The sequence below is a fragment of the Streptomyces tendae genome (assembly GCF_014650435.1).
Classification (GTDB): domain Bacteria; phylum Actinomycetota; class Actinomycetes; order Streptomycetales; family Streptomycetaceae; genus Streptomyces; species Streptomyces tendae.
Genome location: NZ_BMUY01000021.1, coordinates 20801 through 37467, shown reverse-complemented (window position 1 = coordinate 37467; position 16667 = coordinate 20801). Strand labels below are relative to the sequence as shown.

At 67.2% G+C, this 16667-nt stretch carries 15 protein-coding genes; 6 read left to right on the top strand and 9 right to left on the bottom strand.

From position 1 onward, the window contains the following. Positions 1 to 6: 6 nt before the first annotated feature. Both IE258_RS37015 and IE258_RS37010 read right to left on the bottom strand, forming a co-directional pair. Positions 7 to 1782, bottom strand: coding sequence for an IS481 family transposase (locus IE258_RS37015; protein ID WP_189750265.1), 1776 nt, complete (start codon positions 1780 to 1782; stop codon positions 7 to 9). A gap of 517 nt (positions 1783 to 2299) precedes the next feature. Further along, complete coding sequence (locus IE258_RS37010; RefSeq protein ID WP_189750207.1) at positions 2300 to 5275, bottom strand: NACHT domain-containing protein; 2976 nt, start codon at positions 5273 to 5275, stop codon at positions 2300 to 2302. Between the two features lie 62 nt (positions 5276 to 5337). Here IE258_RS37010 and IE258_RS37005 point away from each other — a divergent pair, with 62 nt between their 5' ends. Beyond that, complete coding sequence (locus IE258_RS37005; RefSeq protein WP_189750206.1) at positions 5338 to 5550, top strand: hypothetical protein; 213 nt, start codon at positions 5338 to 5340, stop codon at positions 5548 to 5550. An 807-nt stretch (positions 5551 to 6357) separates the two neighbouring features. Here IE258_RS37005 and IE258_RS37000 read toward each other — a convergent pair. Next, positions 6358 to 6798, bottom strand: a complete 441-nt coding sequence (locus IE258_RS37000) for an ATP-binding protein (protein ID WP_189750205.1) — start codon at positions 6796 to 6798, stop codon at positions 6358 to 6360. A 240-nt stretch (positions 6799 to 7038) separates the two neighbouring features. Here IE258_RS37000 and IE258_RS36995 point away from each other — a divergent pair, with 240 nt between their 5' ends. Next, positions 7039 to 7797, top strand: a complete 759-nt coding sequence (locus IE258_RS36995) for a GntR family transcriptional regulator (protein ID WP_189750204.1) — start codon at positions 7039 to 7041, stop codon at positions 7795 to 7797. 127 nt (positions 7798 to 7924) lie between these two features. On the opposite strand, the gene IE258_RS36990 is transcribed toward IE258_RS36995, so the two are convergent. The 4 genes from IE258_RS36990 to IE258_RS36975 form a co-directional block, all read right to left on the bottom strand. Continuing rightward, on the bottom strand, positions 7925 to 8806 hold the full coding sequence (locus IE258_RS36990) for an alpha/beta fold hydrolase (RefSeq protein WP_189750203.1): 882 nt from the start codon (positions 8804 to 8806) through the stop codon (positions 7925 to 7927). Between the two features lie 44 nt (positions 8807 to 8850). Beyond that, positions 8851 to 10155 carry a hypothetical protein gene (locus IE258_RS36985; protein WP_189750264.1) on the bottom strand — a complete coding sequence of 435 codons (1305 nt, stop codon included), beginning with the start codon at positions 10153 to 10155 and terminating at the stop codon, positions 8851 to 8853. Positions 10156 to 10332: 177 nt separating this feature from the next. Continuing rightward, positions 10333 to 10911, bottom strand: a complete 579-nt coding sequence (locus IE258_RS36980) for a TetR/AcrR family transcriptional regulator (protein WP_189750202.1) — start codon at positions 10909 to 10911, stop codon at positions 10333 to 10335. Positions 10912 to 10978: 67 nt separating this feature from the next. Next, the gene (locus IE258_RS36975) at positions 10979 to 11590 is read right to left on the bottom strand and encodes a TetR/AcrR family transcriptional regulator (protein ID WP_189750201.1); all 612 of its coding nucleotides are present in this window, start codon (positions 11588 to 11590) and stop codon (positions 10979 to 10981) included. 128 nt (positions 11591 to 11718) lie between these two features. Here IE258_RS36975 and IE258_RS36970 point away from each other — a divergent pair, with 128 nt between their 5' ends. The 4 genes from IE258_RS36970 to IE258_RS36955 all read left to right on the top strand — a co-directional run bounded on the left by IE258_RS36970 (position 11719) and on the right by IE258_RS36955 (position 15257). Beyond that, a complete protein-coding gene (locus IE258_RS36970) occupies positions 11719 to 12366 on the top strand; it encodes a hypothetical protein (RefSeq protein WP_189750200.1) in 648 nt (215 codons plus the stop codon). A 40-nt stretch (positions 12367 to 12406) separates the two neighbouring features. Next, entirely contained in the window at positions 12407 to 14017 is a 1611-nt protein-coding gene (locus IE258_RS36965; RefSeq protein WP_189750199.1) for an alpha/beta hydrolase, read from the top strand. Between the two features lie 90 nt (positions 14018 to 14107). Further along, positions 14108 to 14299 carry a DUF6381 family protein gene (locus IE258_RS36960; protein WP_189750198.1) on the top strand — a complete coding sequence of 64 codons (192 nt, stop codon included), beginning with the start codon at positions 14108 to 14110 and terminating at the stop codon, positions 14297 to 14299. Positions 14300 to 14522: 223 nt separating this feature from the next. After that, on the top strand, positions 14523 to 15257 hold the full coding sequence (locus IE258_RS36955; protein WP_189750197.1) for a dienelactone hydrolase family protein: 735 nt from the start codon (positions 14523 to 14525) through the stop codon (positions 15255 to 15257). 57 nt (positions 15258 to 15314) lie between these two features. Here the strand turns inward: IE258_RS36955 and IE258_RS36950 are convergent, their stop codons facing one another. Continuing rightward, positions 15315 to 15713 carry a cupin domain-containing protein gene (locus IE258_RS36950; RefSeq protein ID WP_189750196.1) on the bottom strand — a complete coding sequence of 133 codons (399 nt, stop codon included), beginning with the start codon at positions 15711 to 15713 and terminating at the stop codon, positions 15315 to 15317. A gap of 82 nt (positions 15714 to 15795) precedes the next feature. Further along, the gene (locus tag IE258_RS36945) at positions 15796 to 16665 is read right to left on the bottom strand and encodes an AraC family transcriptional regulator (protein ID WP_189750195.1); all 870 of its coding nucleotides are present in this window, start codon (positions 16663 to 16665) and stop codon (positions 15796 to 15798) included. Positions 16666 to 16667: the final 2 nt, after the last annotated feature.

Sequence of the window (16667 nt, the reverse complement as noted above, 5' to 3'; positions counted from 1 at the left end):
CAGCGATCACACGATCTTCCGGCGGTTGTGTTCGCCCGACTTACGGACCACCACATCCTTCCTGGTGACACGCGGGACGGTGGTGATCAGATCCTGGCCGTGGAAGACCCGGATCGATGTCTCGTCCAAGTGGACGGTGACGGCCTGGTGGGCATAGCCGCGGCCGAGCTGGACGCGCTGTCCGGCGACCATGAAGCCGCCGACGCTGCTGACCGTCCGCTCGGCGATCTGCTGGCCGGGCGGAGGCAGCAGCGGTGGCGGCCCGGCCGGACGGCCCCCTTGCAGGCGACCGCAGGCCGAGGGCGGCAGCGGGCTGGGCAGGGTGGCCTGCAGGACACGCTGCTCGTCCAGGACCTGCAAAACCTTCCCGTCGAGGCGGAGGGTGACCCGCTGTCCCGCGAACGGCCAGCCGACCAGGACCTTGTCACCGCCCAGCCCGACGTAGCCGACCGCGTTCACGGTCCGGTCCACCTCCACCACCCCCTTCGCATCCTGGACCGGTCCGGGATCGTCCGCCCAGGGCCCGGCGGGTCGGGCGTCCCCGCCTGCCAGCAGGGTCTTGAGGTCCCGGCCGGACAGCTTCGAGGGCAGCGTCTTGTGCCGTCCGCCGCCGATCAGGACGTGCAGCCGGTTCACGTCGACCCGCAGGGTCACCGTGATGCCGGCCAGGGCCGGGCCGAACCAGATCTGCTGACCGCGCAGGCTCAGGTTCCCCGACGCGGGCACCACCCGCTCCACCTCGATCGCACCGACCTCCCCCTCCGCCATCGGCCAGACCGCCGCGACAGGCTCGGGTGGAGGCTCTGGGACATCAGGTTGGGGGACAGGGTCGAGGCGGGCGGGCAGCACCACCGGCAGCGCATCCTGCTCGGACCGCGGGCGGGGAACGAAGCGGCTGGCCGGAACGGCCATGTCCAGTCCCTGGTGCGGCCGCATCCGGTTGTAGTCCTCCAGCCAGGCATCCACCACCGCCTGCGCGGTAGCCAGGTCGGTGAACGGATCACGCCGGTCGAGGAGTTCGCGCCGCAGAGTCTGGTGGAAGCGTTCGATCTTGCCCGTGGTCGTCGGGGACTGCGGCTTCGTCAGCCGGTGGGTGATGCCGTTCTCCCGGCAGATCCGGTCGAACATCGTCTCTCCGGGCTTGCCAGGACTGAAGCGGGCGGTGAACTGCTTGCCGTTGTCCGTCAGCACCTCGCCGGGCACTCCGAACCGCACCAGTGCCTCGCCGAAGGCCAGACACACCGCTCGGGCCGTGGCCCGCTGCACCACTTTCGCGATCACCATGAACCGGGAGTGGTCGTCGATCCCGGTGACCATCTTGCACTCGCTGCCGTCCGCCAACAGGATGCCGCCGACGATGTCCATCTGCCACAGTTCCATCGCCTCCGACCGCTCCCACCTGCGGTAATCCGACCGGCGACGCTTACGCACCCCGGGCTCAATGAGTCCGTTGCGGACCAGGACCCGGTAGATAGTCGCCCGGGACGGCAACGGCGTGACGCCCCTGCGTCCCAGCTCGTGCACCAGCCTGCGCGGACCCCAGCCCGGATGCCGGCGCCGCAGTTCACACACCAGAGCCTCCACCTCCGGCGCTGTCCGGTGCGGACACGAATCCGGCCGGTGCGACCGGTCCGTCAGACCCGGCAAACCCGACTGCTCGTACTTGCGCACCCAGGAGTGCACCGACTGCCTCGACACCCCATACCGGGCGGCGACTTGAGTGACCGGGACCCCCGCGGCGACCTCCATCACCGCGTGATACCGCTGCTCGACCACGCTCAACTCCACCAGCACGGCCCCGGCCCTCCCTGCACGCGGATACGACGCGCACAGCCAAGCCGAGACAAGCGGTGTCAAGCATCAGGTGACGCCACAGCGTCAAGCATCAACCGAGACAAGACAGCCCCTGCTCCAGCGACTGAGTTACAACTTTCCCTACTGGTTCAAGGCGGCTCACTCCGCTCCCCGCGCGCGGCCCGGCCCCCGACCGGTCCTGCGCTCCTGTCTCCGCCCCGCTCCAGCCCGGCTGGCGCCCGTGCCGCGCTCGCAACAATCAGTCGCCTGATGCGAGAGAAGGGGTACATCGCGGCTGGGGCGGCCGGCTCCACGGCTTTACGGAGCCACTTTGGCGCGAGCCTCGAAGATCATGGCCTCAACTTCGTGCTTTACCGGGCAGGTCCATAGACTGCCCGACGCGCCGGAAGCTTACGGGGCCATGATCGCTCGCGCCAAAGCAGCGCCACCCCAAAGCCGCTCCGCCGACCGCTTGTGTATCTGCGGCTCGCAGAGGGCAGGACATTCAGTGCCCAATGAGCCTCTGGGGCGTGAAGCCATCAGTGCCGCGCACCTCTCCTGCGCCTTCAACCCGAATCACGAATTCACCGACATCTCGCAGAGGCGCCAGGTCAACCGCTTGGGATTTATTGCAAAGAATCCTGAACTCCTTCAAGCCAGGGAACTTATCCTGAAAAATGCGCAGATCCATAGCTTCCGTGTAGGATATAACCAGTCTCTGAACTTGGGCCATGACTGGCGCGCGGCTGGCAATTAAGGCAGCAAGGGGCCCCTGGATGTCAAGGCTCCGCAGATTCGGAAGATTTACCAGATCGGACAAACCTTCTACTGGCTCATATGCATAGATCGAGAAGTCTTCGATTGTAGGCCAGTCGCTCACGCCGAACAGGGATCCACAATTCATCGGCCCGAGGTAGACGGAGGTCAACTCGGAGAGTGGCATGAAGTCACGGAGGCTCTCAAATTGACCATGTGAATTAATCCTGAACTCTTTCAAGCTTCTGAGGAATGCTAGGCTCCTCAGATGGTCGGGATTGGACTTCCAGATACTCAAGGATGTCACACTGGAATCATTCAGCGCAGAGAAATCGTCAAGCCCATTACATATGTCCAATGTAAGCCGCCGAGTTCGCAGATATGCGCCTATAAACTGCATGTCGCTCAGCTCGGAGTTGTAGCCGATATCCAGAGATAAAATACGCTTTGCATCTGGCACTGCCGAAATTTGTTCTGCCGTAAAGTCACCTTGAAATGTAACTGAAGGGGGGATCTTGATCCTGTGTAATTCGGCAATCTGTTCAGGCACGCTGATCGTCAGATAATCCAGGTCGGCGTAAGAGAGCACCTCGCGCGCGTACTCGGCAATATCGTGTCGATTCCAATGGAGCTGCAGATAGAAAGGTACTTCGCCCTTCGTGCACTGCCGGTAGCGTTTCAATAGCGTCAGAGACTGGTCGCCGCCCAATAGTCCTGCCGTGTGAACGACTGCCGCGGCTTCGGGACCTTTTAGATTTTCGGGTCCTGGGAGGAGGTCCAGAATTACTGGGCCAACTCTAGCTAGCCTCGCAGCCTCATCCGCGTTACGCGGGGGTAGAACGGCTGCAGCGCGTGAGCGCACTTTATTTCGGGTCTCGGGATCCAGCTCGGCAGCGTAGTCAAGGCTGGCGGCAGCCAGCAAGTGCAATCGATGCCGCACATCCGCGTTGGAGGTGTTCCGATCTCCACGGGAAATCAACCTCCGCAGCAGTTGTTGCGCATCTGCGGGACTAGCGTGAGCTACTGCCATGCGAATAACATCTTCCCAGCGATCGTCATGCGCATGATTTGCCAAGACGCCGAAATTTCTCCTTTCGACAGCTAGTTTGGCGGCTAGATAATCCTGAAAAGTTCGATGCACGAAGTCAACGGTGTCATCGTCAGGCGCGCGTAAGATTCCGCTACGCTCAATAAGATGGTCAAGAACTTGCTCAGCAGATCCTTGACAAGCAACTTCAGGCATGGAAGGTAGAGCATCTGCGATATGATGCACGGCATCATATCGGCTAATTTCGTCTTGCCCGTTATCTACCATCCAGTATGCTAACCGCTGCAATAGGCGGAAGCTCTGACGTTCGCTTAGGCTGATTCCTCCATTTTCAATCTGCCGCTCTCTATCGCGGCGATACAACAGCATGCTTAGCGCGGCCTCATAAAGCTCCATTCGTCCGTTTGGGAGATGGCCGTGCCGGTCTCTATGAAGCGCGCAAGCCAAAGCTGATAGCAAAGGAGAGGTGGCCATCTGCGCCAGTCCACGCTGCGCTCGAACTGAATCCCTCAGCTTTTCCTTAAGCAGACCCAGCTGTAGCTTTTCCTCTTCGCTTGCGGCATTCGCCGAAGCCGCCGCGTGCCATCGATCAATAAAGACTGCCACCTCTTTTGGGGTCATAGACTGAATGGTGAGTTCACTGAACTCAAATTCCGAGAGCCACCCCTCACGGACGGCGTTGGGGCGAGTGGTTACTGCGAAGAAGTTATCGGGATAGCATGCCAGCAGCTCTTGCAACCATGTCCGCGTTTCATCCCTACGATCTTGAGCAACTTCGTCGATCCCATCAACCAGAATGAGGCCTCGGCCTTGCGTCAAGATGTCGTCGACCCAGCCTTGCGGCTGACCATCAGCCAATTGGCATCCAGTTGACGCCAGGTAGCCGCTTGGCACCGGAAGACCACCGGCACGCGTTAGAGTTCTTAGACGCAGGAGAAAGGGAACACGATCATTTAGGTGCGACAGGCTTTCGGGAAAGTTTCTGCGTGCGGCGCTGACGGCTAGCCATTGCAGCAAAGTGGTCTTTCCGCATCCAGCCAGTCCGCGTATCAGGATTCGCGTTCGGTCAGCAAATCCTTGTTCGACGTGTATGCCTGTCGCTGGCCGCTTCGTTGCTCTATTTGAGTCTTGAGAGAGCGGCCTTGTTTTTGATTCCCCGAGACTCAATCCCAAATAGGCGACGTCTAGGGGCCATGATGATCGCTCCGGATGAGCCACATCTAACCCGATGACAGAAAGTTTTCCCCATCGGTTGTCAACATACCGACGGTACTGCCTCTCAAACGCCGTCTCGCCCTTTGGAGTATCAAGGGTCCCATCCCGAGCTTCGCCCCGCACCGCGGGATCGAGTGCATCAGCACGAGACAGCGCCGCACGGCGTAGTTCGAGCAGCGGCTCAGGGGCAGCACCGAGCTCCCGAGCCAGAGCGATGACAGTCTCTTCAGTCGGAACGGTGGCCCCGTTCAGCGCTTTACTCACAGTAGTCCGCCCCAAGGCGGCTCTACCCGCCAAGGCCGCGACAGTCATGCGCCGTTCTGCTCGAAGACGCTTGAACTCACCGGCTAGCTGCGCAAGGGAGTGCTCCTGTGTGATGCCGATTGCCGTTCGACTCGTCGTATCGCCCATCCCACTCCACTCCGGCGTACCGATGTGTTCATCATCGTTCAGCGTGAACACTCCTGCACGCTCTTTGGTCCAACTTCCCAATGCAACCGCACCTGCTGCATTGGAGGAGTCCTATGAACTCGACTGCTGGCGTACTGAGCTTGTTCATCCTCGTGGTGCTCGCCTCGGGGCTGATGGCGGCTCTCGTTGCCGCCTTGGCAGGGCTTCTGGCCTGGCTGGACGGCGTCTCCCTTCCCGAGGCTTTGCGCCGCGCCGGCACAGCGTTCGCCGCGACACTGACCGTGCTTTCGGCACTGGCAGCACTCGCGGCTGGGATGCGCCACTGAGTGGGTGGCACGGAAGGGCGAAGCTGGGGCTCGGCCAGGACTCCGGCCACTGCCGCGTCGCAGATGGCAAGAACCCGCACCGCAAGCGCACCAGATCGAGCGGGGAACAGCTGGGAATCACGGTGAAGGCAGCCGCAACCGGCGAGGCCGCGCCCTGGCTGTTCGCCCAGGTCAGCATCTGAACCGGTCCCCAACGCTCGCAGGTCCCAAGCTGATGGCTCCTGGGCGAAACGCAGCAGCTCTTGGAGCAGTTGCCCCACAGCCGAACCCTCCCTGCACAGGCTCTGCCAGACTCGCTTCATGGGACGTTGTGCTGGGGTGACACGGCAGGGACGAGCGTGCGGAAACCCGGCCAGATGGAACGGCTACTGCCATCTGCACGGTGGTGGAGGTCGACGAAGCCGAAGCCCACGTGGCCCTACTCCTCCCCGACTTCCGCGCATGCCGGTGCCTCCGCTACCGCAGCAATTGGGCAGGCGGAGAGGCTGGTTCTGGCGATTGAGGTGGCTCGTCATGGGTCGGTTCGAGGCATTATGCAACGCGATAGGCCGACGCTCGTGACGGTGATGGCTGGGCCGTCCCTGGGGCGTCCGCGGCCGCTCGACAGTGGCCAATGACGACCAACGACGACCACTAGGCGGTCGATCCCGTTGCCTCTCACCAGCAAAAACGCAGGGTCGCCAAGAGCCCCGATAACACTCAGGGCAAGAAGAGGTAGGCCTACCTCAGTCGGCCCCTGTCCTGCCGATACTCAACAGGGCTGGGGCCGACTGGTGTACCGGGTAGGCGATCGTGCGGGCGGTCAGGTCAGGGCGGTGGCCAGGTGTTGGCCATGTCGAAGGAGACCATCGTTCCGCCAAAGCGGCTGGGGCCGGCGTGCCAGGAGTCGGCGACGGAGTCGACCAGCAGCAGCCCGCGCCCGTGCGCGTCGTTGGCCTCGGGGTGCCTGAGCCGCACGCTCTCCGGGAGCCCCGGGTTGTGCACCTCTACCCGGAGTGACGCCTCCGCACGGAACCACTCGACCTGGACGAGCCAGGGTGCGTCTGACGTGCCGTGGACGACGGCATTGGTCACCAGCTCGGAGAGCAGCAGGACACAGTCGTCGATCGAGCACGTCAGCTGGTAGGGAGTGACGAACTTTCGGAACCAGCGTCTGGACCGGGGTACGGACTCGGCGACGGGATGCAAGGTCATCGCGCCGAGGCGCGGCGACTCCGCACACGGATAGCGGTCGATCGCGTAGGCCACCCGGACTCATTCCCCGCCGCTGAGTTCGCGATGGGGGCGATGCAGCCGCCGTCTGACGAGTCCCTGTCTGTCCGTGCCGACGAACGTCCGAGTCGACGCTCTCGCCGCTGCCAACGCTGCAGCCGAAGGACCGATCCCGTACGACGCCATACAACACCCCTCATTCAGGAAGCCATTCGTGACATCTCTAGACAGATACTGTGGCCTAAGGTGTCTAGAGAAGGAGAGGAGGCCCACGGGATGGCCAATACCGGAGACGACCGACGGCCCAAGTACCAGCGGATCGCCGACACGCTGCGCGAAGCGATCCGGTCGGGCGAGTACGGTCCCGGTGATCGGCTCCCGGGGGAGAACGACCTCATGGCGACGTACGGCGTGGCGCGTATGACGGCCCGCCAGGCATTGAGCGTCCTCCGGGACGAGGGCGTCGTCGAGGCCCGCAAGGGCGCCGGTGTGTTCGTCCGGGAGTTCCGCCCGCTTCGGCGACGGGGCATCCAGCGTCTGGCCCGGCAGCAATGGGGCAACGGCAGGTCCATCTGGTCGGCCGACATCGAGAACCGCTCACTCGATGTGGACCAGGTCGCGGTGTCCGAGGAAGCGGCGCCCGACGGTGTCGCCGCGGTCCTGGACCTGGCCGACGGGGAGACGGTGTGCGTGCGGCGCCGGCGCTTCGTCCTGGACGGCAAGCCGGTCCTGCTCGCGACGAGCTACTTGCCCGCCGCCCTGGTCGCCGGGTCCGCGATCACTCAGGAGGACACCGGGAAGGGCGGGACGTACGCCCGGCTCGCCGAACTGGGCCACGGGCCGGTGCACTTCCGTGAGGAGATCCGCTCTCGCATGCCCTCGAAGGGCGAGGCCGACCAGTTGGGCATGGCCGCGGGCACCCCGGTCATCGTCATCTGCCGTACCGCGTTCACGAGCGAGGGGCGCGCCGTCGAGATCAATGAGATGAAGCTGGACGCCGCCTCGTACGTCCTGGAGTACGACTTCGACGCGTAGGCCGGGCGGTTCGCCCCACGCCACGACGCCAACTCCGAGCCTGAGGGGTGCTTGAGAGCCTCGTGGCTGTGCGGAACCAGATCGTTCGGTTCCGCACGGCCGCGAGGCCCTCGCCGTGCCGGGGCCGTTACTGGTGCGTGGCCAGGAACGGTAGGAGGACGGCGGCCATCTCGTCGGGTACTTCCTCCGCGAGGTCGTGGCCGGCGTCGAAGACGTGGCCGGTGACGTCGTTAGCCATGTGCCGCATCTGGGATTCGTTGCGGTCGCCTATGAACGCGGATCCGCCCAGCGCCAGGACCGGGATGTCCAGCTTCTTCTCTGCGGCCCGCCGGTTCTGTTCGGCGTCGACGAGCATGGCCCGGTAGATGGAGAGCATCGCGCGGATGCCGCCGGGCATGGAGTAGCAGCGCACGTATTCGTCGAGCGCGTCGGGGGTGGCGGTGTCGGGCCGGCTGCGCTCGTACTTGATCATGTAGGTGATCAGCTCGCGCTCGTGTCCGCTGATCAGCATCTCGGGGATGTCCGGCTGGAAGTAGAAGCCCAGATGCCACAGGTGCATGCCGCTGGAGACGTTCTCGGGGGTGAGGGCCGTGTGGTCCTCGAAGCCGAATCCCGGGAACAGCGCCTCGGCGAACACGAGAGCGGTGACGTGGTCGCGGTGGCGGGCGGCGAGCTGGTAGCCGATCACCGCTCCCCAGTCCTCACCCACCACGGCGTATGTCCGGTGGCCGAGGTGGTTCATCAGCTCGGCGATGTCGTCGCTCATGGTCGCGGAGTCGTAGCCGTCAGACGGCCGGGCGGAGTCGCCGAGACCGCGGAGGTCCGGCACGACGACGGTGTAGTGGGGCGTCAGCTTGGGAAGGAGGTGGCGCCAGTGGTAGCTGGTCTTGGGTACGCCGTGCAGGAGCACCACCGCGGGGCCGGACCCGGCTGTGCGGTAGTGCAGACTCGTTCCGTTCACGGCTGCTCGGCCCGTGCGGGCGGGCGTTTCTTCATGGTCGAGCATCATGTTGTTCTTCCTCGAACTTCTTGGTGTGCGTGGCGATGTGGGCGTCAGCGGGCTTGCGCGGGGTTGACGAGGATCGCCAGGCGGCTCGGTCCTGTGCCGTCCGTGGTCGTCCGGGCAGCGGGAAGGGCAGCGGAACGGTCCGCGGAGTGGTCGGCGGGGCGCAGGGCGAGGTTCTCCGGGTAGAGGCGGCCGAGCAGGGCCAGTACGACGAGGTCGTCCTGAGCGGTGGCGTCCAGGGTGGTCTCGCCGCTCCGCGTCCACACCAGTCCCGGCGCGCGCAGCGCGGACCAGGCGTCGGCGGTGCCGGATGCGGCGGCTGCGGCGGGGCTCTCACGGTGGGCGAAGCGGTGGCCGCGCAGGGCTTGGCCGAGGTCGACGTGGGCGGTGGTGCCGTCGTGGGTGACCTCGATGCGCGCGGTGCGGGTCCCGTCGACGACCGGCGCGGTGACGGGACGGGCGGCGAGCGGGCCGGATGTGGTCGTGGCGGGCGGCAGGTCCTCGACGAGGGTGCGCGGTGCGGCGTAGTAGTCCTGTAGCTCGGCGACATACGTGGCGGCTTCACCGACGGACGGGTCGGGGCGCCAGGTCAGCAGGTGCCGGGGCGCGGTCAGGGGCGGCTGGTCGAGGACGGCGGGAAGGGCGGTGCCGCCACTCGCCTCGAAGCCGTAGCCGGCTGGACCGGAGGTGCCGGTGACGACGTTGCGGGCGAAGGCCACGATGCTGGTGTGCCGGATCTGCCGTACCAGGAGTTCGGTGAGGAACGCGTCGCGGGCCGGTTCGGTGTGCCGCAACCCGGTCGGGGTGATCAGGAGCGGGGCATCCTGCCAGTTGGTGAAGGGCAGCAGGGCGTCGCGCAGCAGGACCAGCTGGTGCAGCCACTCGTTGTAGAGCTGCATCGAGACCGGTCCACCGCGACGTCCGAGGAGCAGATCTGCTGCTGAAGGGGTGAGCAGGTGGCCGTAGCAGTGGCTGCGGACGACCAGCGGGCCGGCGGGCAGCGGTACCGGATCGGTGAGTAGCCTCTCCAGTGCCTCGGTCGACCAGGAGGCAAGCACCCGGCCGATCGTCTCGGCCTGCGCGCCCAGTTCGCGCGCTGCCGAGGCGCTGTCCGGGCCGAGGTACAGCGGGAGGGAGGTCTCCCGGGTGCCGAGGGCGAGTGTCGCGCGGATCTGATCCTCCAGCACCGCGATGTCGGCGCTGGTGAGGGCGCTGTCGTCGACGATGCCCTGGAGCAGCGGCTCGGTGGCGGTGAAGAACTCGCGGGCGGTCAGGGTGGTGCCGGCCGCAGGGAAGGTGTTCCAGCGGCTTCCGCCGAGAGCGGGCGTGTCCGGGGTGGTGGGCGTTCCCAGGGTGGCGGGCGTTCCTGGGACGGCGGGCGTTCCCGGGATGGATGTGCGGGGCATGGGGGCCTCCGAAGTCTTGGATCGGATCAGGGTGCAAGCGGGGCGGGGTCGCCGGATCCCGTGTCTGGGCGGGCAGCGGCGACTTTACTGGATCGTCTGTTACAGATTTCGGCCATGAAAAAGTCAGTCGAGGGCGGCCAGCGCGACCTCCACGAGGGGTTCGAGGGTGCGGACGTCCGGCGTGATCTTCGCGGATACCAGCAGTCCGTTGAGGAAGGTGACGAGGAAGGCGGCGAGGGTGTGCGGGTCGTGCCGCTTCGCGATCTCGCCGCGCTCCGCCGCGACCCGGAGCACTTCGGCGAGCGCGTCGCGGCTGGCGTCCTGCATGTCGCGCACGGTGCGCCGGGTCGCCGCGTCCTCCGGCAGGCGCTCACAGACGGCGTTGACCGCCAGGCAGCCCCGGCCGTCGTCCTTCACGGCGATCCGGATCCGCTCGACCAGCATCGTGCGGATCGCCGACCGGGCGTCCGCCCTCTCCTCCAGGCTACGCAGGGCGGCCGCCGCGAGGGTGGTGCGGTAGTGCTCCAGCGCCGCCCGGTAGAGGCCGTCCTTGTCGCCGAACGCGGCGTACAGGGACCCCTGTCCGATCCCCAGGTGCCCGGTCAGGTCGCGCACCGAGGTGGCCTCGTAGCCGCGCGTCCAGAACAGCTCCATCGCGCGGCTCACCGCCGCCTCCGTGTCGAACTCCCGGGTCCTTGCCATGGCCCCACCGTAACCTATCTGGATCGACCGCTCAAGAAAGTCGGAGTCGAGGGGTGGCCGGTTCGGTTCACCGCCGAATCGGCCCGGCGGGTGATGCGGGGCCGGTGGACAGGACATGGTCGACGGCCGCGTTGAGGGTCTCGGTCTCGGCGATGAGGACGGATTCGCGGGTGGGCAGGGCGCGTTCGACCGAGAGCCCGTTGAGGACGGTGAGGAGGAACCTGACGTTGCGGGTGTGGTCGCCGGGAGGCAGTGCACCCTCCTCGGCGAGCACGGTCAGCCAGTGCTCGACCCGGCGCTCCGCCTCCCGCTCATGGGCGAGGTACGCGGCGCGTACCTCTTCGGTCTGCTCGGGTTCGATGAAGGTCCGATAGGCCGTGCCCCATGCGGTTCGCGCGTCCTCGTTGGTGCCGAGCGGTGCGAGGACCTGCCGCAGGCAGTTCAGCAGCCGTTCGCGGGGCGGCAGTGTCCGGTCCCGGATCGGGTCGTCGGGCAGGAGGTGTTCGTAGATCCGCGCGAGCAGGCTGTCCTGCAGGGCGCGCTGGGTGGGGAAGTGGAACCTCAGCGAGCCGGTGCTCACTCCCGCACGCGCGGCGACCGCGCGCACGCTCAGCTTCGCCGTCATGTCCTCGGCGATCATCTCCGCGGCGGCCTGGAGGATCTTCTCGCGTGTTTCCATGCCCCACTCTCTCTCGCTTCTTCCAACCCTCTCACTGTACTAGTACGCCGTACTAGTACAGTGTGCTAGCGTTTCTCTAACACGCTGTACTAGTGGCTCGCGGGCGATGTGAGCAGGAGGGACGGAGCGTGACCTGGAAACAGTGGGCGGCATCGAAGCGCCTCAAGCCGGGAGACGGCAGGGCACTGCAACGGTTCCGCTGGTGGCAGCTCCCCCTGCGCTCCCTGTTCTGGCTGCGGCTTCCCGGCGCCGGTGGGCACGCCCGTGTGCACGCCGTCGACGTACGGCACTGGGCGCGGTTGGACAGCGGCAGGATCCGGGCGCATCTGTTCCTGGACGGCAGGCACGTGGCCGAGTCGAAGCTGCCCGCGGCCTTCCCTGTCGAGGGAGGCGTCATCGAGGTGGCGATGAGCAACTACGGCATCAGGCGCTGCCACTACCGCCCCTTGGGCGGACAGTCGCGTCAGCTCACGCCCGACCCGGCGTCGGCGGAGGGACGGCGGGCGCGCCTCGCCGCCCGCCGTCCGGGACTGAGCCGGGCGATCGGCGTCGGATCGGTGTTGCTGCTGGTGATCGGCGTCGGCCTGAACCTGCTGCAGCTCGCCGAACCCGTCTCTCGGATTCCTCCTGTCGCGCAGCGGGTCGGCACGTTCGAATCGCCGGTACACCTGCCGGTCTGGCTGAACCTCGCCCTGGGGGTCATGGCCGTTCTGGCGAGCATGGAGCGCGCGCTCCGCCTGCGGTACTCCTCGCTGCTCGACATGGCCGGTCACTGAGCCGGTCACTGAACACGCATACGGTGAAAGGGAGATCAGCATGGTCCGGTCGAGACCAAGGCCCGCCGCCCGGTACGGAGCGGTGGTCGCCGCCGCCCTCATGGTCCTGACCGGGTGTTCGTCCGGCGCCTCGGGGCCGCGCGGCACGTCGTCCGCGGGGGCCCCGTCGGCCTCCGCCCCGTCCCCGGGCCCGCCCACCTGGAGCACGTGCGGGAAGAACCTCGAATGCGCCACGATCAAGGTGCCGCAGGAATACACCGAGCCCGACGGCGCGCAGATCCCGCTCGCGGTCATGCGGCACCGAGCCACCGATCCCGAGCACCGCATCGGCAGCCTGTTCTTCAACCCGGGCGGCCCCGGCGTCCCCGCCACCGAAACACTGCGCAACCTGCCCAAGACGGCCGGCACTCCTGGCGCCTTCTCGCCCGCGGTACTCGCCAGATTCGACGTCATCGCGATGGACCCGCGCGGCGTCGGCGGATCGCAGGCCGTTCGCTGCCTGACCGACGAACAGCGAGCCGACTTCGGCACTTCCTTCGACCCGGCCGTCCCCGGGGGCAAGCCCCTGCCGCGGCTGCTGGCCGATGCCGCCGCGTTCACCGACGGCTGCGTCGAGCACCAGAGCAAGGAGTTCCTGGCCAGCCTGTCCACCGACAACGTGGCCCGCGACATCGACCAGGTCCGCTCCGCGCTCGGCGAGGACAAGATCACGTACTACGGCTTGTCCTACGGCACCGTGGTCGGCCCGATGTACGCCACCCTGTTCCCTCACCGCGTCCGCCAGATGGTGCTCGACGCGCCCGTCGACACCAACCTGTGGTTCGGCAACTCCCTCAGCTTCCTCAACGACGTCGCCGTGGCAAGCGAACGGACGCTCAACGCCTGGTTCGAGACCTGCCGCACCGAAGGGAGCGCGGTGTGCCCGTTCGGAGCGGGAGACCCGCAGGCGGCGTTCGACGCACTGATTGACACGCTGGAAGCGAAGCCGCTGAAGATCGCACCCGCGAAGGGGGCCGCTCCGGGCGGCGAACTCGACGGCGCCATGGCCCTCGAGGCCACCCGGGCTCTGGCCGGCGACCAGAACACCTGGCCGCTGCTGACATCGGCGCTGCTGGCCGCACAGGACGGCAACGGCGCACCCCTGTACACCCTGTGGAGCAGTGTCACGGTGTCCCCCTTCCCGGTCCCCACCGCGATGTTCGAAGCCCACACCGCGGTCCGCTGCGCCGACTGGCAGACACCGACCGGCACCGCCGCGCACAAGGCCGCGGCCGCCAAGGCCGTCACCGAGGCCAAGCGGATCGGAACCCGGGCGGCCTACTCCGCCCTGAACTGTGCCCGGTGGCCCGCGCCGAACAAGGACCGCGTCACCAAGCCGCTCACAGGCGCCGGCACGCCGCCGTCACTGGTGGTCGCGGGCCGGCTGGACCCCGTCACCCCGCATCACTGGGCCGAGAACATGACCCGAACCCTGGATTCCGCGGTCCTGCTCACGCGTGAAGGAGTCGGGCACGGCTCCTACGGCACCAACTCGTGTGTCGACAGCGCAGTTGACGCCGCTCTCATCCACGGCACCCACCCTGCCGACGGCACCGTGTGCGAGACGGACACGCCCGCCACCACCCGCCCCCTCGTCCCCGCGAACCGTTGAGTGACAGCCGCTCGGAGGGGATGCAGAAGGTGGCCGAGCGTGATTCGCTGGTATACGCGACTGCACACTCACGATGCGAGGACGGATCTCATGAGTGCCGGTGGAGAAACTCGCGCCCGACTCCAGCAGATGCGCGACAAGGCCCAGGAACTGAAAGCCGCCTCGGAACGGGCCAGTGACCCTGACGAGCGCAAGAGGCTGCAGGAGAAGGCGCGAAGGCTGCAGAGCCAGAGTGAAGAGGAAAGCATGGAGCGGGGCGGGGACATCTATCCCCCGGAGTGAGGCCCCGGCCCCAGCCCCGGCGTCGCCCCCGTCTCGGCCCCCGGCCCTGGCCCCGGGCCCGGCGCCACAGCGTTCGATGGGCTACGTTGTGCAGTCATGACTACCGGGACGGCTTCGCGCCACTCACGGATTGGTGACCCGGTGCTCCGCTGAGCGCCGCGCGGGCTCCGCCTCCCGTCGGGTTGATCACAGGCTTGACACATCAACCACGACAGGAGAGTCCATGCCCACCAAGATGCTGCAGATCCCCACCGCGGACGGACAGGCCGACGCGTTCGCCGCCTTCCCCGGGGGTGGCGGGCCGCACCCGGGGGTGTTGATGTACGCGGACGGCTTCGGGATCCGGCCCGTGCTGCGGGAGATGGCCGGCGAACTGGCCGGGCACGGGTACTGCGTACTCGTCCCCAACTTCTTCTACCGGCACGGTCCGGCACCGGTGATCGAGCTTCCCGAGCACATCGGGGAAGAGGAGCGACCCGCGGTCTTCGCGGAGCTGATGCCCCTGATCGAGGCGCACACCGCGGAACGCACTCTGAGGGACGCCGACGCCTTTCTCACGTTCCTCACCGCTCAGCCCGAGGTCGGCTCCGGACCGGTCGCGGTGACCGGCTACTGCATCGGCGGCCTCCTGGCGACGCGCACCGCCGTGGCCCACCCGGACCGGGTGGCCGCCCTCGCCGCATTCCACGCCCCGGTGGGAGCCGACGGGCCCGACAGCCTCGCCAAGCTCGCCGCCGAGGTTCACTTCGGGCATGCGGAGGGCGACTTGACGCCTGAGGCTCTCGGTGGGATCAACCGGGCCCTGGATGCCGCCGGTGTCGGCTACACCTCCGAGATCTATCCCGGCACCGTCCACGGCTTCACGATGTCCGACACCGATTCCTTCGACTCCGCCGCATCGCGACTGCACTGGGACTGCCTGCTGTCCCTGCTCGACCGCACCCTGACCGACCGCTGAGCCTCCCGCCGGGAGGACGGCGCGGGCTTGCTCCGGCGTGAGGGCTACCCCGTTGCTTCAGTGCCCGGCGTCCCGCGCGCCGGAGTCGTCCCGCTCGACGACCGCGTACCCGGGCACGGACGGCCACCGCACCGTCAGCACCACGGACTCCTCCTCCGCGTACCAGGAGTGGTCGACGCCCCTGCCCCACACGACGTAGTCGCCCTGCTCGGCCAGGACGACGCTGCGGCCGGGGAAGTCCACCCGGAAGCGTCCGCTGACGAGGACCTGCAAAGCGGTCCGTTCCTCGCCGGTGACCCAGTGGGCGCGCTCGTCGCCCTTCGGGTGGACGCCCCACTTGATCTCCAGCGCCTCGCTGTACCGGGGGTCGGAGGGATCCTTGAAGTGTCCCAGCAGCCACCCCCGGTCCAGTGCCGCGTCCTTGCCCGCGTTGCCCACGTACACGCCGTCCGTCATGGTTCCGGAAGCTAGCAGTGGCAAGCCCTTCGCCTCCGCCCGGCCTCAGGGCGCGTGTCGGGCCCTGTGAGCCGTCGGCTCGTCAGGCCGGTTCCACCGGGAGCCACAGTTCCGTCGTCGCCGTCGTGAAGTCGTCCGCGCGGTCCAGGACGGCGACGATCGACGGGCCGGGGCGCAGGCGCCACGGGTTGGAGGGGAACCACTCGGACGCGGTGGCCGCCCAGGTGGTCTGGAGGGCGTCCGGGTAGGGGCCCGAGCTGCGGAAGACCGCCCACGTGCCCGCGGGGACCTCGATGGCGTCGAGGTCGTCGGGGGCCGGGGTGCCGGCGGTGACGGCCACGCCGTGGAGGTAGGTCAGTTCGGTGCCCTCCGGACTGTCCTGGGCCAGGTCGTCGCTGACCTGGAGCAGGCCCGCCGGGTCGGTGTCGCCGAGGGACTTCAGACGGGCGTGCTCCTCCTGCGGCAGCGCGGCGATGTGCTGCTGGATGTGCGGATTGACGCCCTCGTGGATGAGCGGGACGCGGGTCGCGTGGCCGATCAGGCGGAACGCGGGGCGGTCGGTGAAACGGGTGTCCATGGGGGTGCTCCCTTCGACGGTCAGGCGGAACCTGAGCTGCGGCTGTGTCCGAAGGGGGCCGCCGTCGCGGCGTACGTCGCGCGGGGCGGCGCCGTGGACCGTCCGGAACGCGCGTCCGAACGCCTCCGTGGAGCCGTAGCCGTACCGCACGGCGATGCCCAGCAGGTCGTCCCCGCCGCGTACGACGTCGGCGGCGGCGACGGTCATACGGCGCCGGCGGACGTACTCCGACAGCGGCATGCCCGCCAGCGACGAGAACATCCGGCGCAGGTGGTACTCGGTCGTGCCGAGCCTCGCGGCCAGCGCGGGGACGTCCGGTTCCTCGCCGAGGTGATCCTCGACCAGGTCGACCAGGTGGTTCAGTGCCGAGATCATGC

Excerpts from the sequence above, each read along its gene's own strand:
- IE258_RS37005 (WP_189750206.1), top strand. The coding sequence starts at position 5,338 with ATGAACTCGACTGCTGGCGTACTGAGCTTGTTCATCCTCGTGGTGCTC.
- IE258_RS36995 (WP_189750204.1), top strand. The coding sequence starts at position 7,039 with ATGGCCAATACCGGAGACGACCGACGGCCCAAGTACCAGCGGATCGCC.
- IE258_RS36990 (WP_189750203.1), bottom strand. The coding sequence starts at position 8,806 with ATGATGCTCGACCATGAAGAAACGCCCGCCCGCACGGGCCGAGCAGCC.
- IE258_RS36980 (WP_189750202.1), bottom strand. The coding sequence starts at position 10,911 with ATGGCAAGGACCCGGGAGTTCGACACGGAGGCGGCGGTGAGCCGCGCG.
- IE258_RS36975 (WP_189750201.1), bottom strand. The coding sequence starts at position 11,590 with ATGGAAACACGCGAGAAGATCCTCCAGGCCGCCGCGGAGATGATCGCC.
- IE258_RS36965 (WP_189750199.1), top strand. The coding sequence starts at position 12,407 with ATGGTCCGGTCGAGACCAAGGCCCGCCGCCCGGTACGGAGCGGTGGTC.
- IE258_RS36960 (WP_189750198.1), top strand. The coding sequence starts at position 14,108 with ATGAGTGCCGGTGGAGAAACTCGCGCCCGACTCCAGCAGATGCGCGAC.
- IE258_RS36955 (WP_189750197.1), top strand. The coding sequence starts at position 14,523 with ATGCCCACCAAGATGCTGCAGATCCCCACCGCGGACGGACAGGCCGAC.
- IE258_RS36950 (WP_189750196.1), bottom strand. The coding sequence starts at position 15,713 with ATGACGGACGGCGTGTACGTGGGCAACGCGGGCAAGGACGCGGCACTG.
- IE258_RS36945 (WP_189750195.1), bottom strand. The coding sequence starts at position 16,665 with ATGATCTCGGCACTGAACCACCTGGTCGACCTGGTCGAGGATCACCTC.